At 34.1% G+C, this 19,176-nt stretch carries 23 protein-coding genes; 3 read left to right on the top strand and 20 right to left on the bottom strand.

Going from position 1 to position 19,176, the window contains the following annotated elements; genetic code table 11:
- From C8C83_RS21370 to C8C83_RS21400, 7 genes are all read right to left on the bottom strand, one after another.
- Entirely contained in the window at window positions 1-1,749 is a 1,749-nt protein-coding gene (locus C8C83_RS21370; RefSeq protein ID WP_121330588.1) for an O-antigen ligase family protein, read from the bottom strand.
- 81 nt (window positions 1,750-1,830) lie between these two features.
- A complete protein-coding gene (locus C8C83_RS21375) occupies window positions 1,831-2,049 on the bottom strand; it encodes a DUF5808 domain-containing protein (RefSeq protein ID WP_121330589.1) in 219 nt (72 codons plus the stop codon).
- Window positions 2,050-2,070: 21 nt separating this feature from the next.
- Window positions 2,071-2,487 (bottom strand): PH domain-containing protein, encoded by a 417-nt coding sequence (locus tag C8C83_RS21380; protein ID WP_121330590.1) that lies wholly within the window; start codon window positions 2,485-2,487, stop codon window positions 2,071-2,073.
- 23 nt (window positions 2,488-2,510) lie between these two features.
- Window positions 2,511-3,818 carry a S41 family peptidase gene (locus C8C83_RS21385; RefSeq protein WP_121330591.1) on the bottom strand — a complete coding sequence of 436 codons (1,308 nt, stop codon included), beginning with the start codon at window positions 3,816-3,818 and terminating at the stop codon, window positions 2,511-2,513.
- A gap of 17 nt (window positions 3,819-3,835) precedes the next feature.
- Window positions 3,836-4,717 (bottom strand): hypothetical protein, encoded by an 882-nt coding sequence (locus C8C83_RS21390; protein WP_121330592.1) that lies wholly within the window; start codon window positions 4,715-4,717, stop codon window positions 3,836-3,838.
- A 17-nt stretch (window positions 4,718-4,734) separates the two neighbouring features.
- On the bottom strand, window positions 4,735-5,295 hold the full coding sequence (locus tag C8C83_RS21395; protein WP_121330593.1) for an SdpA family antimicrobial peptide system protein: 561 nt from the start codon (window positions 5,293-5,295) through the stop codon (window positions 4,735-4,737).
- A gap of 81 nt (window positions 5,296-5,376) precedes the next feature.
- Window positions 5,377-6,165 (bottom strand): hypothetical protein, encoded by a 789-nt coding sequence (locus tag C8C83_RS21400; protein ID WP_121330594.1) that lies wholly within the window; start codon window positions 6,163-6,165, stop codon window positions 5,377-5,379.
- A gap of 141 nt (window positions 6,166-6,306) precedes the next feature.
- Between C8C83_RS21400 and C8C83_RS21405 the strand changes: the two genes are divergently transcribed.
- Window positions 6,307-6,636, top strand: coding sequence for a helix-turn-helix transcriptional regulator (locus tag C8C83_RS21405; RefSeq protein WP_121330595.1), 330 nt, complete (start codon window positions 6,307-6,309; stop codon window positions 6,634-6,636).
- Between the two features lie 258 nt (window positions 6,637-6,894).
- On the opposite strand, the gene C8C83_RS21410 is transcribed toward C8C83_RS21405, so the two are convergent.
- The 8 genes from C8C83_RS21410 to C8C83_RS21445 all read right to left on the bottom strand — a co-directional run bounded on the left by C8C83_RS21410 (window position 6,895) and on the right by C8C83_RS21445 (window position 11,463).
- Window positions 6,895-7,080 (bottom strand): hypothetical protein, encoded by a 186-nt coding sequence (locus C8C83_RS21410; protein WP_132011897.1) that lies wholly within the window; start codon window positions 7,078-7,080, stop codon window positions 6,895-6,897.
- A 131-nt stretch (window positions 7,081-7,211) separates the two neighbouring features.
- Window positions 7,212-8,015 (bottom strand): PRTRC system ThiF family protein, encoded by an 804-nt coding sequence (locus C8C83_RS21415; RefSeq protein ID WP_121330597.1) that lies wholly within the window; start codon window positions 8,013-8,015, stop codon window positions 7,212-7,214.
- Window positions 8,012-8,731 carry a PRTRC system protein B gene (locus tag C8C83_RS21420; protein ID WP_121331407.1) on the bottom strand — a complete coding sequence of 240 codons (720 nt, stop codon included), beginning with the start codon at window positions 8,729-8,731 and terminating at the stop codon, window positions 8,012-8,014. Before C8C83_RS21420 ends, C8C83_RS21415 begins: the two co-directional genes overlap by 4 nt.
- Window positions 8,728-9,819 carry a hypothetical protein gene (locus C8C83_RS21425; RefSeq protein WP_121330598.1) on the bottom strand — a complete coding sequence of 364 codons (1,092 nt, stop codon included), beginning with the start codon at window positions 9,817-9,819 and terminating at the stop codon, window positions 8,728-8,730. The genes C8C83_RS21420 and C8C83_RS21425 overlap by 4 nt, the downstream gene beginning before the upstream one ends.
- A gap of 60 nt (window positions 9,820-9,879) precedes the next feature.
- On the bottom strand, window positions 9,880-10,098 hold the full coding sequence (locus tag C8C83_RS21430) for a PRTRC system protein C (RefSeq protein ID WP_121330599.1): 219 nt from the start codon (window positions 10,096-10,098) through the stop codon (window positions 9,880-9,882).
- Window positions 10,092-10,631: a prtrc system protein e gene (locus tag C8C83_RS21435; RefSeq protein ID WP_121330600.1), complete on the bottom strand. Its 540-nt coding sequence runs from the start codon at window positions 10,629-10,631 to the stop codon at window positions 10,092-10,094. Before C8C83_RS21435 ends, C8C83_RS21430 begins: the two co-directional genes overlap by 7 nt.
- 31 nt (window positions 10,632-10,662) lie before the next feature.
- Window positions 10,663-11,025, bottom strand: coding sequence for a hypothetical protein (locus C8C83_RS21440; protein WP_121330601.1), 363 nt, complete (start codon window positions 11,023-11,025; stop codon window positions 10,663-10,665).
- A gap of 45 nt (window positions 11,026-11,070) precedes the next feature.
- Window positions 11,071-11,463 (bottom strand): single-stranded DNA-binding protein, encoded by a 393-nt coding sequence (locus tag C8C83_RS21445; RefSeq protein WP_121330602.1) that lies wholly within the window; start codon window positions 11,461-11,463, stop codon window positions 11,071-11,073.
- Window positions 11,464-11,777: 314 nt separating this feature from the next.
- Here C8C83_RS21445 and C8C83_RS21450 point away from each other — a divergent pair, with 314 nt between their 5' ends.
- Both C8C83_RS21450 and C8C83_RS21455 read left to right on the top strand, forming a co-directional pair.
- Window positions 11,778-12,242: a plasmid maintenance system antidote protein gene (locus tag C8C83_RS21450; RefSeq protein ID WP_233566176.1), complete on the top strand. Its 465-nt coding sequence runs from the start codon at window positions 11,778-11,780 to the stop codon at window positions 12,240-12,242.
- A gap of 4 nt (window positions 12,243-12,246) precedes the next feature.
- Window positions 12,247-12,897, top strand: a complete 651-nt coding sequence (locus C8C83_RS21455) for a nucleotidyl transferase AbiEii/AbiGii toxin family protein (protein ID WP_121330605.1) — start codon at window positions 12,247-12,249, stop codon at window positions 12,895-12,897.
- A gap of 4 nt (window positions 12,898-12,901) precedes the next feature.
- On the opposite strand, the gene C8C83_RS21460 is transcribed toward C8C83_RS21455, so the two are convergent.
- From C8C83_RS21460 to mobC, 5 genes are all read right to left on the bottom strand, one after another.
- Entirely contained in the window at window positions 12,902-13,834 is a 933-nt protein-coding gene (locus C8C83_RS21460) for a hypothetical protein (protein WP_121330606.1), read from the bottom strand.
- Window positions 13,803-14,351: a hypothetical protein gene (locus tag C8C83_RS21465; RefSeq protein WP_121330607.1), complete on the bottom strand. Its 549-nt coding sequence runs from the start codon at window positions 14,349-14,351 to the stop codon at window positions 13,803-13,805. Before C8C83_RS21465 ends, C8C83_RS21460 begins: the two co-directional genes overlap by 32 nt.
- 47 nt (window positions 14,352-14,398) lie before the next feature.
- Window positions 14,399-15,775, bottom strand: coding sequence for a hypothetical protein (locus tag C8C83_RS21470; protein WP_121330608.1), 1,377 nt, complete (start codon window positions 15,773-15,775; stop codon window positions 14,399-14,401).
- 9 nt (window positions 15,776-15,784) lie between these two features.
- Window positions 15,785-16,903 (bottom strand): hypothetical protein, encoded by a 1,119-nt coding sequence (locus C8C83_RS21475; protein ID WP_132011898.1) that lies wholly within the window; start codon window positions 16,901-16,903, stop codon window positions 15,785-15,787.
- A 284-nt stretch (window positions 16,904-17,187) separates the two neighbouring features.
- Window positions 17,188-19,164, bottom strand: coding sequence for a conjugal transfer protein MobC (mobC, locus tag C8C83_RS21480; protein ID WP_121331408.1), 1,977 nt, complete (start codon window positions 19,162-19,164; stop codon window positions 17,188-17,190).
- Window positions 19,165-19,176 lie beyond the last annotated feature (12 nt).

A 19,176-nucleotide genomic window follows, 5' to 3' on the forward strand; every position in this document is an offset into this window, starting at 1 on the left:
TTAATTATTTTTATTTAAATATGTTTTTAACTCTTCTTTCATCAGTATCACATCTGCATTAATTATTTTAGGTTTAATTTTTAAAATTTCTTTAGTTAAAGAATCTGCTTTACTTTTATTTCCCGAAGAATAGTAAAGTTTTGCAAGAGCGTATTTTGGATATATTTTGGAAGGTGAAATATTTATTAAATAATCCAAATCCTTTATGGCTTTTTTATATTCTTTTCTTTCGAAATGAATTCTATAGAGATAATGGTATAAAGCGGGGGAATTCAGCCATTTATTACTGTTTTCGGCTACAAATGCAGCTCGCTTGTAATCGTTTTTTTCAATTAAAAAGTCACAATATTTATAAATATACCTGTCCGAGTATTGCAATTCTGAAAATGCACTGCTTAAATTAAGAGCATAATTTGGTTTCTTATCATTTTGAATACTCCAATTGATTGCTATATAACCAGCCCGGTTATAGATAAATAATCCTGCTAAAATAACAGTGGAAAAAGAGATGAATTTAATCGGTAATTTATTTTTAAAATTCAAATTAAAAACGAATTCAGTCCTTATTTGCTTTGATAGTAATGCAAGCCCAACAAAAAAGAAACATCCAATGGGGAAATATCGCAATACAGACCACCCTAAAAATAGCGGTATAAAAGACCAAAATACCCCATTAAAAAATGGTTTTGTCAAGCTATTCTTGTCTTTAAAATAAAATAAACATATCATTAAAGCCAATAGAAAAGCTATGCCAAGTAAACCCATTTCTACACCAAGTTGAAAAAACTCATTAAAAGCAGATTCTGAATAATCTGCTAAAAAAGACTCTTTGGTCCGATCTGATAATTCTAAAAAATACAAGGATTGATATTTGTTATATTCAAATGCAAATCTTCCAAATCCAACCCCGAAAAATAAGTTTTCAGGAATAATAGCCAAACATTTTTTCCATATAAATATCCTGCCCAATGAAGAATCTGATTTTACAAACGTAATCAGGTAAACAAGTAATCCAATAAAAAAAGCTGAGATACCAAATTTTACTTTATTAGTAATTTTAATTTTTGTTAAAGCAACAATTACAGTTAGCGATAAAATTACAGATATCAATGCGGCTCTAGATTTTAAATTATAAATTAAAAACATAATTAAAATCAGAGGTATCAATATTTTTACACATATAATTCTAAAAGTATATTTTTTTAAAGGCTGAATTATATAGGGTGTCAAAATGGAAATACTGATGGCAGTAAAAGCAGGATGTCCGTAACTTCCTCCAATTGTATAATTAGAGTTTAAGTTGGGGATCATGTTATTGCTTTGTAAAAAACAATATATCGATTCAATAAAAAGAATTGATACTGCCGTAAACTGCAAATAAGAAAAAATCTCAGAGTAAGATATTTTTGATTGTCTAACGATAAAATAGACACAAAAAACAGCAGAAAACTCAAAGAAAGCTTCACTAAAGATATCGGTATTTGAAAAGAGGTTATTTACAAATATATACCCATAAAACAGCAATACAACCAAATCAAGTAAATGAAGTTTAACAGATTGTAATCTTGTTGTAATGACATAAGTATAAAGTTCTACTAAAAAAAGTACTATTACAAAACAGATACTAAAAAAGCTGGCATTAAGAAAATTAGGGATAAAATAAGAAATATTGATATGCATCAAAATAAAGCACAATAACAGCAATGGATAATTATATTCTTGCAATTTGTTGGTAAGAAGTGATGCCATAATCTATTTATAGCCATAAAAATGGCTATAATTGAATTTTAAATATTAATGTATTTGCGCTTACTATTTATGGGCAATTAATTAAAGTCTTAATAGAAAAAAAACAGGAATAAGTATTAGTATTAAAAATACAATAAACCAAATCACAGATTTGGAATTTGCAAAATTTATTGTAAAACCCAATTTTTCATTTCTTTTTGGAGGAAATAACCGTTTATCTTCTTTGTTGTAATAAAAAACACCCCATTTCCAATATTTAGGATCAGAACTCCAATTGTCGTTTTGTTTATTAGTTTCCATAATTATATTTTTAAGTGAAAATTATTGTTTTTTTCGGTATTTTACCACAATGTCAGGATTTATTGCTAAGAGACTATCTATAAAATCCTTCTTCTGTTTTGGAGAAACTAAAATTCTGCCGCTTTTACCGTGCAAAATTTCTAATCTGTCAATTGATGCGGCAGGAGAGCTTACTAAACTGCGGGTCTCTGAAATTTGTGTAATCGTTTTAATGTCAATATTATTATTAACAAGAAATCCAAAACGTATATTTAAGTTTTCTTTGGCAACAGTGTATATTGTATTGTAAAATAAATAAAAAATAAATATAACAGGCAGCGAAAGAAGGCTGGCTGTAATCCCATCTTTGCGGCTAAAACAATAATAGATTGGCCAAGCAGATGAAATTACAAATAAGAGGATTATTCCAAAATCAATTTTTGATTTATATGTTTTCATTTTTTTTTAATTTATATAGTCAATTAAAACGTTTTATCTTTTATTGCGAAAGGCAAAGTATTATGAATTAATACTATTTCTTGTTTAGCCTCTATTCTTAATTTACTTTTTGAAGTAGGGAAGACATTATTTTTGTAATGATATAATGCCGCACTTATACAACCCTCATTTTGGTCAAAATCATTGGCAACATCATCTTCTTTATAATAATTAGGTATAAAACCATTTTTTTCTAATGATTCGTCTTTTGCATTGTATGTTTTAAAAGAAACCGGTGCTAAAATATAATTATGAAAAGGTACAGTATACATCCCCACTAGTTTTCCTTGTGTTTCCTCACCAATCAAAATGGTATTTGTATAAGGCTTTATGGCATTGATCAGCATTTCGCTCGAAGAGGCCGTATTGTGGCTCACTATAAAATAAATTGTTTTTAAATCCAATCTTTGGTCTGATGCTGAAAAAAAAGTAGTGGAATCGAACATAGCATAATCAGTATTGTGTTTAGTTGTATACATTGTTTTCCCTACAGCCCCGGAAGGGATTAGCATATTGGCGAGATTTTCCATTACGCTGGTGAGACCACCTCCATTGTATCTCAAATCAATAATCAAGACTTCAACAGCATTCGCTTTAAAATCATCAAAAATTACAGGTAATTTGTTGTTCAACGAATTTATAAATGTGCTTATATTTAAATAACCTACTTTTTTATTATTTACGTCAAAATAATTATTTGCCATAACCGGCTCTAATACATAGGGTTCTTTTGAAATTATTAAGGTTTTATTAACTTGTGTTTCCTTGTCAAAATATACTATTGATAATTTAGTGTTAGTGTTAAACTCTTTGGATATCAAATCAATATTGGCTATTGTTGCCTTGATATCATTGATACTCAAAACCTGTAATCCTCTATATAATCCATTTTTATGTGCAAAAGAATTCTGTTGCACGGCAGAAATTCTTAAATCCTGGGAATCTTTAAATCTGAAACTGCATCCAAAATCATTTGAGCTTCCCTGTAATAAATTATTCCAGGTTTCTTTTTCGATTGCAAAACTCCAATTATCTATTGGAAGTCCCTGATCATTTTTAGGACTATATTTTCTGAACTCGATCAACAATTCAAGAGGTGTTTTGAAATGTGATGGATTAAAGTCTTTATTATCCTTGATTCCGGTATTCCATAAATACATTTCTTTGGAAATAATAAAACTACTATCTAAAAGCACAGTATGAGAATCTGCTGCGCTCTGAAAATTATCATCTTTGCTGCAGGAACAAAATAGTGATCCTAATATAAACAGCATTAAAAAATGTTTTGTCATAATTAATTTATTACATTTTACAATGCGCTATTTTTTTTAAAAATATATTGAGGAAGAGACAAAAAACCTTTAAAATCTATCGATTTGTCCAATGGCAGTAAATAAATAATCAAACCACCAACCATAGCTAAATAAAATGAACCTAAGCCATGAATAATCCATATCATAAAATGGAAGACCAAACCAAAATAGAAAAGAATTCTTTTATGTTTCTGCGAACAAAAAATAGCAGAAAATAAAAGGACTTCTAACAGCAGCACTCCCCATGTGATGAGAATATAACAAATTTTATAATTGATTAATGGGTTTAGTATAGTATGAAGGAAATCATTTGCACCAAATGGATGGTTGTTGTACCAATAATAAAAAGCAGAGCCATCTTTCCATTCTGCAACTTTAAATTTTTCTACAAACGAAAAAAAGTACAGTATACACATTTGCAGCTGAATGATAACCAAACAGGAATAACTGAATTCCGTAAAAAAATCAGGACGTTTATATTGGAAATAATCGTTGCTGAACCAGTGATTGATCCGTTTGTCAAATAATGTTACCGGTACTAACAAAATTAAAATAATTTGCGAAATTTGGTCACCACCTTCGATTAAAATTGAAAATGTACAAAAACTGAATACTAACCATGCATGCAATATGCCCGAAATTTGTGGTAAGTAACCAGAAATAACCCATAAAAGAATTATAATGCTGATAACTTGGGAATAAATAAGGCCATTTTCTCCAAAAATGTAAAAAAAATTAGGCAGCATTCCAAATGGCTTTGTCTGAAAAGCCTCTTTTTCGAAATATAGACTAAAGTTAGTTAACGAAAATGTGGCTAAATTACCAACTGCAATAATGGTTCTTGCCAAACCATAGGTATTAGTAAAGATATTTTTCATGAAATTTTAAAGCAGTTTTATCTATTTTTTTCAAAATATTTTTTAGGGTTATAGGATGCGGATGGTGAATATTCAAATTTTATTTTCGCTACTAAATAAGGTTTATATTGCTCTTGATTTTTATTAATCCATGAGAAGGGGACAATTTTATACTGAAATATAACATATTCTTTGTCAAGTGAATAAAATTTGGGGATAAACGGAATTTTTACAACAGTGGAAATACCGGGATAGGTTTTACCAACGAATCCAAGTTTGTTCACATAAGCTTTTTTAGGTATGTATTGTTCTAATTTACCCAATTCATAACCTATATATCTTGCTTCTCTTGATAATCCAAATAAATTTTGCGAAGAAAAATTGTTTATGGTTACTAATTTCATGTTTTTTTTCTCCATTTGATAAACATCAATGGTTACTTCTTTCGGATCTTTTGTAAAAAATCCCCATCCCTGGGGGAACAAATAGGAAAAAGCTTTTTTTGTATTATGACTTAAAATAGGATAACTTGGATTGTTAGAAAATAATATAAAAAAAACAAGCACAGCCCAAAAAGAAGTAATTATGGTTTTATTCATAATAAATTTAATAATTGAATTGCTAACTAAATCTTAAGTCTGTATAAGATTTAGTTAGCAATTTATAGTTACAATTCGTCTTTAATTCGATGAAGATCCTAATTTCAATGCTAATTCTTCAATCAAAACATTACCAATTGTACTTTCATTTGTACCACCTCCCCAAAATTCTACTTTAGCATAAACTACCGCACCTGCTACTACGTAATAAGCTGCTACTACGGTGTTCACTGCGCCGGCAACTAAATAAACAACACAAACAACCGCTCCGATTGAACAGGCAACTTTATAGTCGTCGTCATCTACATTTATATCATATTTATCTTTAATCAGTGATTTATATTTTGCTATTCCTTCAGGGGTGCTTATGTCAATATCTTGAAATTCTTTGGTAGAAAAATCTGCTTTTTTTGATTCCAATTTGTCTGTCAATTTAAAATATCCTGAATATTTAGAATTGTACCCTCCTGCTTTGATCATTTTGGTAGCATTTGCCATGGCTAGTTGAATGGCATAATAATTTTTGGACTCCATTTGTTTTTTAAACTGACTAAAAAAAGCAGGATCTAAAGCGTTTATAGATTTAATAATTTCTTTAGAAAAATCAAGTTGAAAATCTTTTAGATTTTTGTTTGTAGCGGTTAGATTTTCAGATTTTTCATGTTCTGCTTTAAGTGCCTCTATCTGATTGGGAAGTTCTCCCTGGGAAAAGAAAATTCCTTTAAAAATTTCTTCACCGGAATAATTTAAATGAGTTTGCTCTTGGTCAGTTTCGCTGTTTTGGCAGCCATAGCTAATAAAAAAAAATAATAAGGGTACTATCATAGAAACCTTTATAATTTTTCTGTACTTGTAAATAAAATTTTTCATTTTTGGTAGTTTTAAAATTAGATTTTTAATTGGTCATTAAATTCTCGTTAATAAAAAAATCGAAATTAAAATAAATTTCCTACATTGATCATTCATGTTTTAAATAAAATTTAGTATTATTGTAAATAATACACTTATTATATGACTACAATTGGTACGCGAATCAGAAAAATTCGAGAAAGTAAAAATATTTCACAAGAAAGTATGGCAATGGAGTTAATACTTACACAAAGCACTTATGGTCGTTTAGAAAAAAATGACAGCAGATTGACTGTACCTAAGCTAATAAAAATTTCTCAGGTACTAGAAGTAAGTATTCCTTATCTGTTTGGTGAAGAATTATCAAATAATAGCGAGAGGGTAAATGTACAAGAAAATGATTTTTCTTCTCAAGTTAACAGAGAATATATTAACACTTTGAAAGAAGAAATCGCTTTTTTAAGGAAATTAATTGAGTTACAGAATAAATGATATTTTGCAAATTACGGTGATATTAACCTTTTCCAATTTAAAATGTTTTCCACCTAATATAAGACAAATAATCTGATGTCAGGGTTTATTTAATTCCGTATAAATACGTGTTGTTTGTATTATGGAATTTATTATTTTATTATGTTTTCAGAAATAAAACAATGGTTTTTAATATAGGCTGCATTAAATTAGAAGCAATGGTTTTGGTAACAGATCCCAGAAAATTAAAACATGTATAAAATTCAAATGAATTTATACCTACTGAGGACTTAAATTTAGCGTTGGATTGAGATATTCTCCACATAAAATCTGAAGAGCATTTTTTTGAACTGTTATATTACCTTGGGCTAGAGGAGCCAATAATCCGGCTGTTTTTTTCTGAGCTTTCGTCTGGTCTAATGCTAGTGAACTTATAGATATCGAGTTGTACTGCAGTTTCATCATAAACAAAGTTTTGTCACTGAATTCAAACGTACCTGCTCCTTTTCGTGAGATTTCACGAAAAGGAGCAGGTACACCGATTAGAGCGCCCCGCAATTGCCGACCAAAGGAAGCCAATTGCGGGGCGGCGGGCATCAGCCCGCCTTTATAGGTTCTGACCTGAAAGTGGCAAGGTTCAAAAAGAACCCTCTTTGCTGTGTCATTCCTTCCCGAAAGAGTTTCCACAGCAGGGAAGCTCCCATAGAGGCGAGTGTGCTATTTATAAATAAATCTTGTTTTTCCAGAGCCTCGGCAAGGGAACAGCTCGGCTCGTTATTCTCGTTCTGTCCTTGCAACAGTTCTTGAAATTCCTCAGTTATCATCGGAAGATCTGAAACTGTATTATACAATTTGGAAGCGGGCTGTTTGATGTTACCTATGGTGGCAAGCAGAGCCTGTCCTGTATTTTGGCTGTTGCCAATGTCAAGCCAATAAAGGGGTTTACTGCGCTGATAACCATCAGTATTTTTAAAACCCTCAAGGATTTGTGCGATTTCAAAACGTGCCGATATGGTATCCACACAGCTGATGTAAATATTTGCCCTGCCATTATTTGGAAAGGTTTTAAGATTAGAGGTATTGAACTGCTCGGAAACTGCTTTCCAAGAAGTCCCAAAAAAGCGGTTGGTTCGGTTTATAAGCGCCACGGATTTATAAAGCCCCAATTCAGTATCTGCAAAGAGTTGTCTTCCCTGATTGGCAGGGGTTATACTATCATCGTCATAAAGACAGACCTGCAAACCAGTATGACCAAGTGCTATAAGGCTGTGGTTCATTCGGGCAAGTTCGGTCAGCATTCTGCTTCCCGTACCACCTGCGCCAATCAGGTTTACTGTTATGGGATTGGTCGGGTTTATCAGGTAATTATCTGTAAAGTGCATTGATTTGAGCGTGTTCATGATAAGAGTTTTTTGATGGTTAAACCATTTCTTAAAAGGGATTTTACAGGGAACTGTTTTTTACTGTTTATAAGTTTCTGCCACAGGGCAATAAGATTTCCCTTTACAGGACTTTTTTGCCCAATGAGGTGGCTGAAATAACTATTAAAGAAATACTTCTGCCAAATCCCTATAAAATACTGTAAATGAGCATCAGGTTCAATATTTATTTTTACTGTTCCCATGCAGACTTTTCCATCATTATAAAGATTGAAAAATGGGGCATGGCAAAGGAGAGTTTCTTCGGAGATATCCTTATCGGAATCCATTTTCATTGCATAAACCCAAAGGGCAGTTTTGGAGGCTTTCCAAAGCAGGGGCGGAATGGATGCCCTGCCGTTTGAAATACCCAATTGTTCGACAAAGAACAACTCAACCCTTTGGGCGGGAGTGTGCCAAATGGCAAAACCATTACTGCTTGAGTTTACATAAATTACATTTTTGGGAAGCAGACCTCGGGACTTTAAAAAATTACGTTTTGATTTCTGGGTTGTATCAAGGGCTTTGGAAAGGGCGGTGCTTTCCCTAAGGGACAACGGATGGGCATTTATGGCAGAGCCATTTTTGTCCATGTCGTAGCTTTCCACGTAGACGTTTTTATCGGTGTTTTCCTGATAGATTACAAAGGCTTTAACAGGATGGTATAATTTTCCAAAATTTTGGGTTATGTCTTTCATGGGATTTGGTTTAAAAGAGTACATAGGTCATTTATAAGCGGGAAAATTTTGTATTCAAAATCAAGTCCTTCTCGGTATTGATTATTTTCATTATCATAGACCTGAAAAAGGAAAGGCTGTTCCATTTCGGAGCATTCATTAAACTCATCATTTACAGCCCTTTCAATGTTGTCGTAAAGTATCCCTTCATTGTTTGCTATAAAGGAGATATACTGCTGTGCGGTTATGATGCCGTTATCCTCATCGAAATTTTCATTTGAGGTGTTTCTAAAAATGCTCTCATTTGGATACTGCTCAAAAATCGCAAATGCTTTTTTTGTGATTTTCAGACATTCCTGTCCGAAATCATCACTTAAAGTAAAGCTTTCGATTTTGTCCTTAAAGTGATTTAAATGATAGGGATTATATATTTTCTTAAACATTATATCTCCATAGTGCGAGGCTTTGTTTAATTCCTGTTGCATGGCTACGAGTTCATCTTTTTCATCGCCTTCCCACTCATCGAAAAACCAATCTTCAATACATTCATAATGATACCCCAATGCTGAATACTCCTCCCTGTAATAGGGAATGCCTGCTATGTGGTACAGGTAGGTAAAAACTGATAATAGTAATTCAGCACTTTTCTTCTGTCTTTTGTCCTGCAAGAGCCTGTACAAGGGTAAAACAGGGATATAATACAGGGTATTTCCTGTGTTGTATATAGTTTTTCCTGCGAGTTTAATTCCTGTATTATCATCCTGCACAATGGAGAGTTCAATGTCCTGCCCTGATTTACAGAGTTCTTTCTCAGCGAAATGATGCGCCAAAAGGATATTATAGGGGTAGGGCTTGTTTACTGCTTCGTAACTATTAAGAATGTGCAGTTCTGTTAAGACAGCAAAGGATTCGAAAAAAACTTTTTCTGTAGTTTTCTTATCAGGGAAATCTGTACCACCCTCAAAGAGGGGCAGGAACTTTTGTCTTAGAAAACCATTGGCAGAAGTTCCAAGGGAACCGACTTTGTTTTGTTTGTCTGCACTTCCTGCGCATCGGGTAACCTGTCCATTTCTTTTACGAATTTTCCTAACTGCTGATATAATTTCCATTGTCTTTTGTTTTTGGGCAGAATGATACTACCTGCTGTTACATTATTTGTTTTCATGGCTTTATCCTTTAGTTCCGATCTGCAGAACAAATTTATATTGCAGGGCATCATCTGCAATTACAGGACCTTCAATGGTAGCTGTAGTGAGGATTGGATAGGTTTGGGCATAAAAATTCAGTACCGCTTCGGGGCTGAATGTTTCTGAGGGGTCGGCAAGCTGTATGTCCTGCTGTTTGTCTTTAAAAGAGAAAACTCTTTTGAGCTGAGTTGTGATTAACATGATTCTTCTTTTTTAGGTTCATTGAAAAGGTCAGGGGCGAATTGCGCAGAGAGTTCCATCCTGCGGTCTTTAATTAGCTGTGCATATTCGGGGTAGATTTCCACCTGAGGCACTTTCATCCACGCCTCACGGTGTTTTCCTTCGGCTTCAAGTTCATCCACTTTTTTCATGGCATCCTGATAGTTTTTCTGCTTGTCGGAGATTTGTTTCTCTGCCTTGTCAGCGGTTTGTTTGTGCATCTGTGATGAAGCTTTTGCGACTTCTTTTTGTTTTAGAAACTGCTCCATATTGGTAAAAAGCTCTGCGGTTTCTTTTACGGGCTGTTCAATAGCCTTAAAAAAACCTAAATCGAGTTCCTCTGTGCTTCCCCGAAGCAGAATAGGAGGGACTTTTCTGCGGGCATCGTCCCCGATACGACTGTTGTGGAAGAGTACCGATACAATTAATGTATCGGCATTCTCCTTTGCTATGCTTATTGTCCAATCCCCTGCAACGGCAAGGGCTTCGATGGATTTAAAAAAATTGGTTTCCATAGTCTTAAATTTAGTTTATTGTATTTTCAAATCAATTATCAAACACACTACTGTAGATGTTATAACAGTATTCTTCAAAGCAGAGCCAGCACATGAAAGTATAATGTGGGCTGTCATAGCGGTTTGTAACAGGAGTTCCAAAGGAATCTTCCAACTCCTTTCTAATGTTTTCTAAATCGTCAAGATGTTTGATATAAAAAGCTTTACAGTCAGAATGGTAGATAAATTCTCCTATCATCCCGCTTACACAGCCTCCTTGTTGTAAATCCTCCAAAAAGGATTTTAACTGCTGTTTCTTTTTACCGTTATAGCTTTCTATATGGCTTATAATTATTTCGTTAAATGCTTGGCTTACCTCGTACTCACGATATATTGATTTTTCTAAGGCTTTCATACTGCTGATTTTTTGGCGTTTATATTTACAGATTGGTCTAGAGTATTAAAATGGCAGGTCATCGGGGTCTTGCGATGTATTTTGCTGTGCTTTGGGTGAGGCTGTATTTTGGGCAGTTTCTGCTTTTTTGGCAAAGACCAAAATTTTAAGATTGTTGATGTGAAAGGTCAGACTGCCCAAAGCCCTGCCATCAGAGGATGTGTAAACACTCAGCCCGATTCGTCCGAATAGCTGAACAAGCGCCCCTTTTTTTAACCACTCGGCTGTTTTTGCACTCATCCAATAGGAGCAGTCGATATAGGTTACAATCTCTTTATACTCACTACTGCCTTTTGGTTTGTAGCTGTCATTGATGGCAATAGAGAAATTAACGACTTGTTTGTCGTTTGATACTTTGTGCACTGTGGCATCTTTTGTAATACGTCCTGTGATTTCCATGATTTCAAAATTTTAATGATGAATATTTTTTAAAATTTCTTTTCCCATGCTCCGCATAATTGTTTTCAAAAGAAAAAACGGAAAAAAAGAAAGCAAGAATTCAGTGACCGGCTTGAGGATGTGGAGTGCTATAAGTCCCGAAGGGTGGGCAGGCGAAGCGGACCATTATGCGCACGGGCATACGGCGGGCACTATCTTGGCTGTCTTTTTATGCCGTTTCGATTGAAAATCGCTATCACTTTTAGTTCAGTTTCTTGTTTTTAAATATTTAACATAACTGTGTAAACAAAATTGTTTATTTTTGCAATATGAAAATGAAACTAGATCTAATAAAGGGAATCCATCCGGGCTTTGTACTGGAGCGTGAATTGGAAAAACGTCATTTGGCCAAGGGGCAGTTTGCCATTTCATTGGGAGAGTTTCCACAGACACTGACGGCTATAACCAAAGGCAAGCGCAGGATGAATACCTCTTTGGCGATGAAGATCGAGAAGACACTTGAGCTAGAGGAAGGTTATTTTATGATCCTGCAAGTTTATTATGATATTGAGCAGGAAAAGAAGAAAGAAGACCAGCAAAAAAACAAAAACAATCTAAGGCCTGACTTTACAAAGCTTAGAAAAATTCTCTTTTGGGATACGGACATTGATAAGATAGACTGGCAAAAACAAAAAATAGCTGTTATCAAAAGGATTTTTGAACGAGGCAATGAAGAGGAAAAAAAAGAGATTGAGCAATTTTATGGTTCAGATACCGTTAATGCCATTTTAAATAAATAAAGTTATGCCCTTATATTTCAATACTGTTACCCCGCTTTTGAAAACCATACTGGAAGATCTCATGCAGGCCGAAGAATTCAAAGTTTTTCGTCTGGTAGGAGGCACTGCGCTCAGTCTATATTACGGGCACCGAATGTCTGTGGATATTGACCTGTTCAGTGATGTGGATTACGGAAGCCTTGATTTTAAGGCAATGGATGATTATCTGAGAAAAAACTACTTTTATGTGGACAGTCTGGATATAGCGCCGATAGGGATGGGCAAATCGTATTACGTGGGCAGAAGTGCTGATGAGAGCGTGAAGCTTGACCTTTATTACACAGACCCTTTTATGGACGATGTGCAGTTGTTCAATGGAATCAGACTGGCGAGCAGGGCGGAAATTACAGCAATGAAACTCGATGTGGTGCAACGAGGCGGAAGAAAAAAAGACTTTTGGGACATCGACCAGCTAAGACAGGATTTTACGATCAAAGAAATGTTTGAACTCCACGAGAAAAGGTATCCCTATACCCACGACAGGAAGCTGTTAAAAAAGCAGTTTACGGATTTCAGCATTGCCGACGATGATTTTGAACCGCTGTGCCTCAGGGGAAGACACTGGGAGCTTATCAAGCTTGATATGATTGACTTTATTGAGACATTGGAGAGTTAGTCAATTAGTCCGATAAATTCCATTTTGATTTATCTTTTTCTCCTTGATAAATCTGTGGCGTAAATTCCTGCAGATGTATGGGTGTTACCGTGCGATTATATAGATATTCCTGAATTTGTGACCTTCTCTCTTCTGTAGGATAAAGAAAATAGTTCATGAACATTACTCTAAGTTCCATATTAGGATAGTCAATACTAGGATCATGAAGAATTTGATTTCCGCCTAAAAACCAGCTATCAGGAAGTCTATTTCCAAACATTTGAAATTGCAATCCGGGCAGTAATAACTGAAGGTCATTGGAAATGTCTGCAAAATTATTTTTTTGTTTTAATCCTTTTTTCAGCAAGTCTATTGCTAAAGAGTCAGCATCAAGTTCGATCTTTTTTAAAGTGGTAATAAATTCAGGTTGTGTTTTTTCAATCATATTGTTGTGGGGTACCGTAATCAACTTTTCATCAAAAGCCCCTTCTTTGCCTAAGATAAAATGACCAATTTCGTGTAGAATAATGAGCTCGACAACTGGTAATAAAGATTTTTCTCCTGATAAAGCATTCTTTGCTGCGAAATTTCTAATGGCCGATATGTTTAGCAGGATCAATTGATTCTTAATATCAGAAAAACCTTCCGAGTAATTGTTCTCTCTGGTTGATGAATATGGGATTACAAGAATTTCATTAGGTTCTTCAGCATTATAGTCCTCAGCCAGTTTTAATTTTTTATTAAATGTTTTAGAATCTAATAAATTTAGTTTTTCCAATATAATTCTCAGGTCCTGATTTATAGATTTGTCAATGTCTAATCCATTTTGAGCCAAAAATTGCTTTTCAATATCAAAACTATCGACTTCTTTCTGCTTCTTACATGAAACAAAAATAAAACCAGTAAAAATCAAACCAATAAGAATATTAATCGGCGCATATTTTTTGATCGTACTCATTTGTAACTTTATTTCGTTCTTCATCAGACTTTGCTGAATCATATTTCCTATAGAAATCATTAAGATCTTGTGTTGCAGCAATTACTGATTTACCTGCATTATTTTTTTTATCATTGTAGTGTGTGCTGACATAATTTGTCAAGGTTGATAAGAAAGTTAATATCGCAATTGTTATTGCAAATTTATTATAAGCACTTAAAACTGGTACTGCTTCATTTTTTTTTGAAGCCTGAATAGAAGAAACAAGAGTTGAGGATGCGGTAAGAAGGGTCACAGCGAAGTTTAACCAAAAATAGATCTGCTGATTTTTATCCTCTTCAATTTTATGATCTTTTATACAAGTGAGTAATTTTTTTTTGACCAGATCGTAATTACTATTGCTAACAGATGTGTCGAAACCTTTACCGCTAATTTCAAAATCATATCTTGAAATTGATGATGATATCACTAAATTATAAATGCTGCTTAGAAGCAGTACTAATGATAATGCTGCAAATAGATAAAATATTTTTCTCATGTCAAATGATGTATTAATTAAGGGGTATCAATATGCTACTTTTTTTATTAAGGCGCTGTAAATAAGGTTTTCAGTAATTCTACTGCTACACGTGTATCAATGGATACTCCAAAAAACGCCCCTACATTCCATTCTTTTTTAATATTCAGTGTTGACTCGGTAAATACATCCTCTCCGAAGTCGAAATTACTATGACCTGGAATTACATTACGTCTTCCAAAGTGTGCACCTAATATGACAGCTCCGCCACGGGCAAAATCAAAAGAAAAGCCACCGAGGAAGTTTTCGTCTGCATCTTTTCCAAACTGTGTTCCTACAACTACGCCAAATCGGCTAGGATCAAATATTTGTCCATGAGGAGGATAAAGAAATGATCTTCCTTGCGGATAAAATACAGCCATAACAGTAATAAGACCTCTGACACTGGGGTCATCAGCAATAAGAGTATTCTGAGTTGCATTTAAGGGAACTTGTTCAATGTTCTGCGGATTTCTAAGAGTGGTTGCAATCAGTCCTGTAGTTATGCTTACATGATATAATTTAGGGACAGTGACATCTGCCTTGACAATTTCCGTTAATTGGCTAGTATTGGCAATTGGTGCACGCTTGATACTAAAGTTGAATTTTTCGGTAAAGGGACCGATCCTGGCAAAATCAATTACCGTTATTTTCACAGGTCCCGCTGACTGGGCTGAGGCGTTTTTATCTATATTAAATGTAGGATTGTAATTTCCGGTGTAATCAAAAAAATATAAATTTTCTTTTGCCAGACAATCGGAGGTAATCAAATGCACTTGATATGTATATTTCTCAGTAGCAGTAGTAGGAGGTGCGTATCCGTAGTATTTGCCAAAATGATCAACAAAAATATGCACTGTATTATTTTTATCAATATACAGATTATTCTTATCTTTAAGTACTATCTCCACATCATCTTTATACCTTTTAAGTATTCTATTATCAAATTCAATCTGAGCATCCTGTTGAAAGCTGGCCTGTTCGCATTGGGAACGAGAACCTGTTTCATTATTTCCAACTTTAACATCAAAGGAATAAACAGTCTTATCATTCTTTTTAAGTTCAATTTTTGAACTGGCTGTAAATCCCCGAATTACAGCGCCAAAATTAACTTTGTATGTTTTCTTTTGAGTATCGTAGTCCTTGCTAAGTACCCGAACTTTATCCTTTTCAACTAAACCCGCATAAAACTTAAAAGGATCCATTTCAGTTTCTACATTTACACCTGTAATTTCTATAATTAAATCTTTTCCAGGTGTTCCTTTATAATCATTTTGGTCTGCAGGATCTCCCTGCTTCTCAGTAACTGCAGTGTTTATGTCACTAAAAGCAATTTTCCGGTTTTGTGCTTTGATGGCAATTGCCATAAAAAGCAGTATACTTAATAATGAGTTGGCTGTTTTCATAGATTTTGATTAAGTAAATTTATAATTGGTTAGGTTTTCAATTGTATAAGCCGCAATGATATAGGTAAAGTTGTTATCCGATGCCACTACATAGCCGATATAATTTCCGCTTAAATCGCATACTGCGGCACCGCTATCACCGTCGCTGGCACAGCGGTCTATCTGAATAAGGTTAATAAGGTGATGATTTTTTTTTCCTTCATAGTCAATATACTGATCAAAAGCAATATTTCTTAAAAAACCTTCACGAACAGTTTTGGAACCATTCCCGCGAAAACGTAAGATTATTTTGTTTTCCTGCTCCCTGGTCAGTGTACGATAGTAAATTGGCCCGGGAATGTCACTATAATTGGGTACTATATCGATTTGCGGTTTCATTATTGCCACATCGAGAGACTCTGTTAAAAAGCCCTCAATGATAGTACCAACTGGTGTAATTGGAGAGCCATTAAGGTCTGAAAAGCAAGGTGATATCAGAGTTGGATCATTAGGATTTTCAACAGATAATTTACCTGCGGCTAATTCTTTGTTACAATAAACGTGATAACAGCTCATGTAAAATAATTCGCTGCCTTTTCTGATCGGAATACCAAGAGTTCCATACATCAAATCATCTTTACGGCTCACACCAGAGGCAATATTAGTAAATTGAGCTTTAGCAATGCCGGCCTGTTGAACATCTGTGGGAATCCGAAACCCTTTGTATTGTATATATAAAGGAAATGGCTTCACATCCCCTTCTTTTTTAGCTACTTGGATAATAATAGCAACTGCTTTTAAGTTTTTACCCTTTATATTTTTTCTACCTGCTGCTATACCGGTTATCTCAGGATACTCAAGCTTAAGATTTTGTGATGATGAACGAATGTAATCCTGAGCAAGCTTAAACTGCAATGACATATCAAGCATATCAAAATATACTATTTTTTTTCTGGCTGGTTTATTGAAAAAAAATGTAATATAATAGCCTAAAATAATTCCAAGGATCAATATGGATATGACTTCGATATAGGTACTCAAAAGAGACCTACTTCCATAACTAAGAGCCACATCAATAAGATTTAAAATAATTAAAGTGATTAAAAAAATAATTAAAAGCCTATTTTGTGGTTGAGTATTTTTTGACATCACCATTATAAATTTTTTAAAGTGATTGGGTATACTTGGCTTAAGGCTTATAAAATTAAAATTATAACTAAGTTTTTTTAAGGTGTTGAATTTTAATATAATGAGTGCTAATTGTATGAAATCTTATTTTATCATAATAAATAAGAAATTTGCAAAAAAAAATCTTAAATTTAATTATTAAATGTACCTATTTCAAATTTTACAGCAATACGTATTTTTACCTGTTTTTTCAGAATAATTATTGTCAAGTTTAATGGATGTTGAATAGATGAGATTTGTTTTTTTTATTTCTTTAGTATTAAAAAAGAAAGTGAAGGATCAGTTAATAGACGTTCCATTTCAGAATGGACGATATCCTGAATATCCTGTTTAATCTGAAGGTAATTTCGTTGAATCATGGCATTATCCAGTTTACGTACAACAGGTATATCCTTATAATTTTCTTCCTCTTTTTTGATGGTATCATGATCGTTTATAATTTCTGAGTGAAATGTTTTGAGTTCAATTTTGCAGTCCGGATTGTCTGCTACCATACCCACAAATTCTCCGGAGCTCAAAGCCGAAATTTTTGAAGGCGGTATGGCAGATTCCAATTGTTTGGAACGGCTGATGGAAGTATCTCCGCTATTGATTGATATACTTTCACGGTCCTGCATTATTTTCCCAAAACGCTCGGATAATTGTTTAGAAGTATCTCCTGTAACCTGGCCACTAATGATATTTCCCGTTATGTTCATGATGACATCAGCCTGTTCACGTCCATAGTCTTTTCTGAGCTGGCTGAAGTCCTGTATACCCAGACAGGTTGCCACTTTATTGCTTCTTGCGGTGGCTATAAGACTGTCCATATTGTTGAGATAAATGGTAGGAAATTCATCAAAAATTAAACTGGATTTCATCTTCCCTTTTTTATTGACAAGTTTCACCAGCCTGTTGACATAAAGGGATAAAACGGCGCCGTAAATCTGGATTTTCTGAGGGTTGTTGCCCATACATACAATCTTGGGTTCATTTGGATTATTGATATCTAAAGTAAAGTCATTTCCGGATAATACATAATAGAGAGAAGGGGATGAGAGCCTTGCCATTGCAATTTTAGCAGTTGCAATTTGTCCCTCCAATTGATCCATAGCATCGTTTAGGTAAGCATTTATAAAAGGGTTTATCAGTACCTCAATTTCCTTTTCTGTCCTGAGCAGCGTAAACAGAAGGTCATACTCAAGTTGCATGAGTTCAATCACATGCGGCAGGGTGCAGAATTCTCCGTCTTTATAGCGTCTGAGATACCAGATTACAGCAGATAAAAAGTTAATGGGGGATTCTACAAAAAAGTCTCCCTGTCGTTTGATCCACTCTCTGTTGAGCCCCATTAAAATGGTACGGGCAGACTCGGAGGCATCTGTTATATCTTCCATGCTCTGGGGGTCAAGCGGATTACACCTGTGCATAATATTATCAAAATTTATAAAGTAACATTTTGGGGTTATTTTATAGACATGTTTATAGTTTTCAAAAGTATTATACACAATTTTAGAGAGATCATCATATTTAAAATCGTAAACAAACATGCTGAATCCCTTTTGAATATGCTGGGTAATTACATGACGTATTACAAAGTATGATTTTCCGGAACCAGGCGTACCTAAAACCATAAGCGCACGAAAAGGATTAATGATATTAATCCAGCTATTTCGGATTTTATCCTTCAGATAATACCGAGCCGGAAGATTAATGGAATATTCATTTTCCAGGAGTCTTTCTTCCTGAGGAAAGGTTTCATTTTCCTTATTAAAAATATCTTTGGAGCTGAGCCTGTTTTTTATAATGCGGGAAAGCAGAGTTCCTCCCGAGAGTATCAAAAGATAACCGGTTGATGTTATAAAAATATATACTATGGCTGCGGAAGTTCTTTCAGCGGAAAGATGCAGAGAAAGATAACTTATAAAGTACAGCAGAATTCCTGTGAGTATATAGACAAATGCATTTTTATAGTTCAGTTTTTCATCTTTTCTGCCTTTGGCACCCAGCAAGGAAATGATTAGAAATCCCAGGGCAAAGAATTTGCATTTATGAAAATTACCAAATAGTCCGGTATTATAAATATTGCCTAAAATAGTATCACTAAATTTACTTACCAGCTGCCAGTCTTTAAAAGCAATATAACATTCATAGTAAAAATGAATACTCAATAGTATGATACTAATGAGTCTGGTCATATCTAAAATTTTTCTCAAAGCCTGATCATTTTCTCCTGTCTGCATCCCCATGGCTGT

It is taken from the genome of Flavobacterium sp. 90, from assembly GCF_004339525.1.
GTDB lineage: Bacteria > Bacteroidota > Bacteroidia > Flavobacteriales > Flavobacteriaceae > Flavobacterium.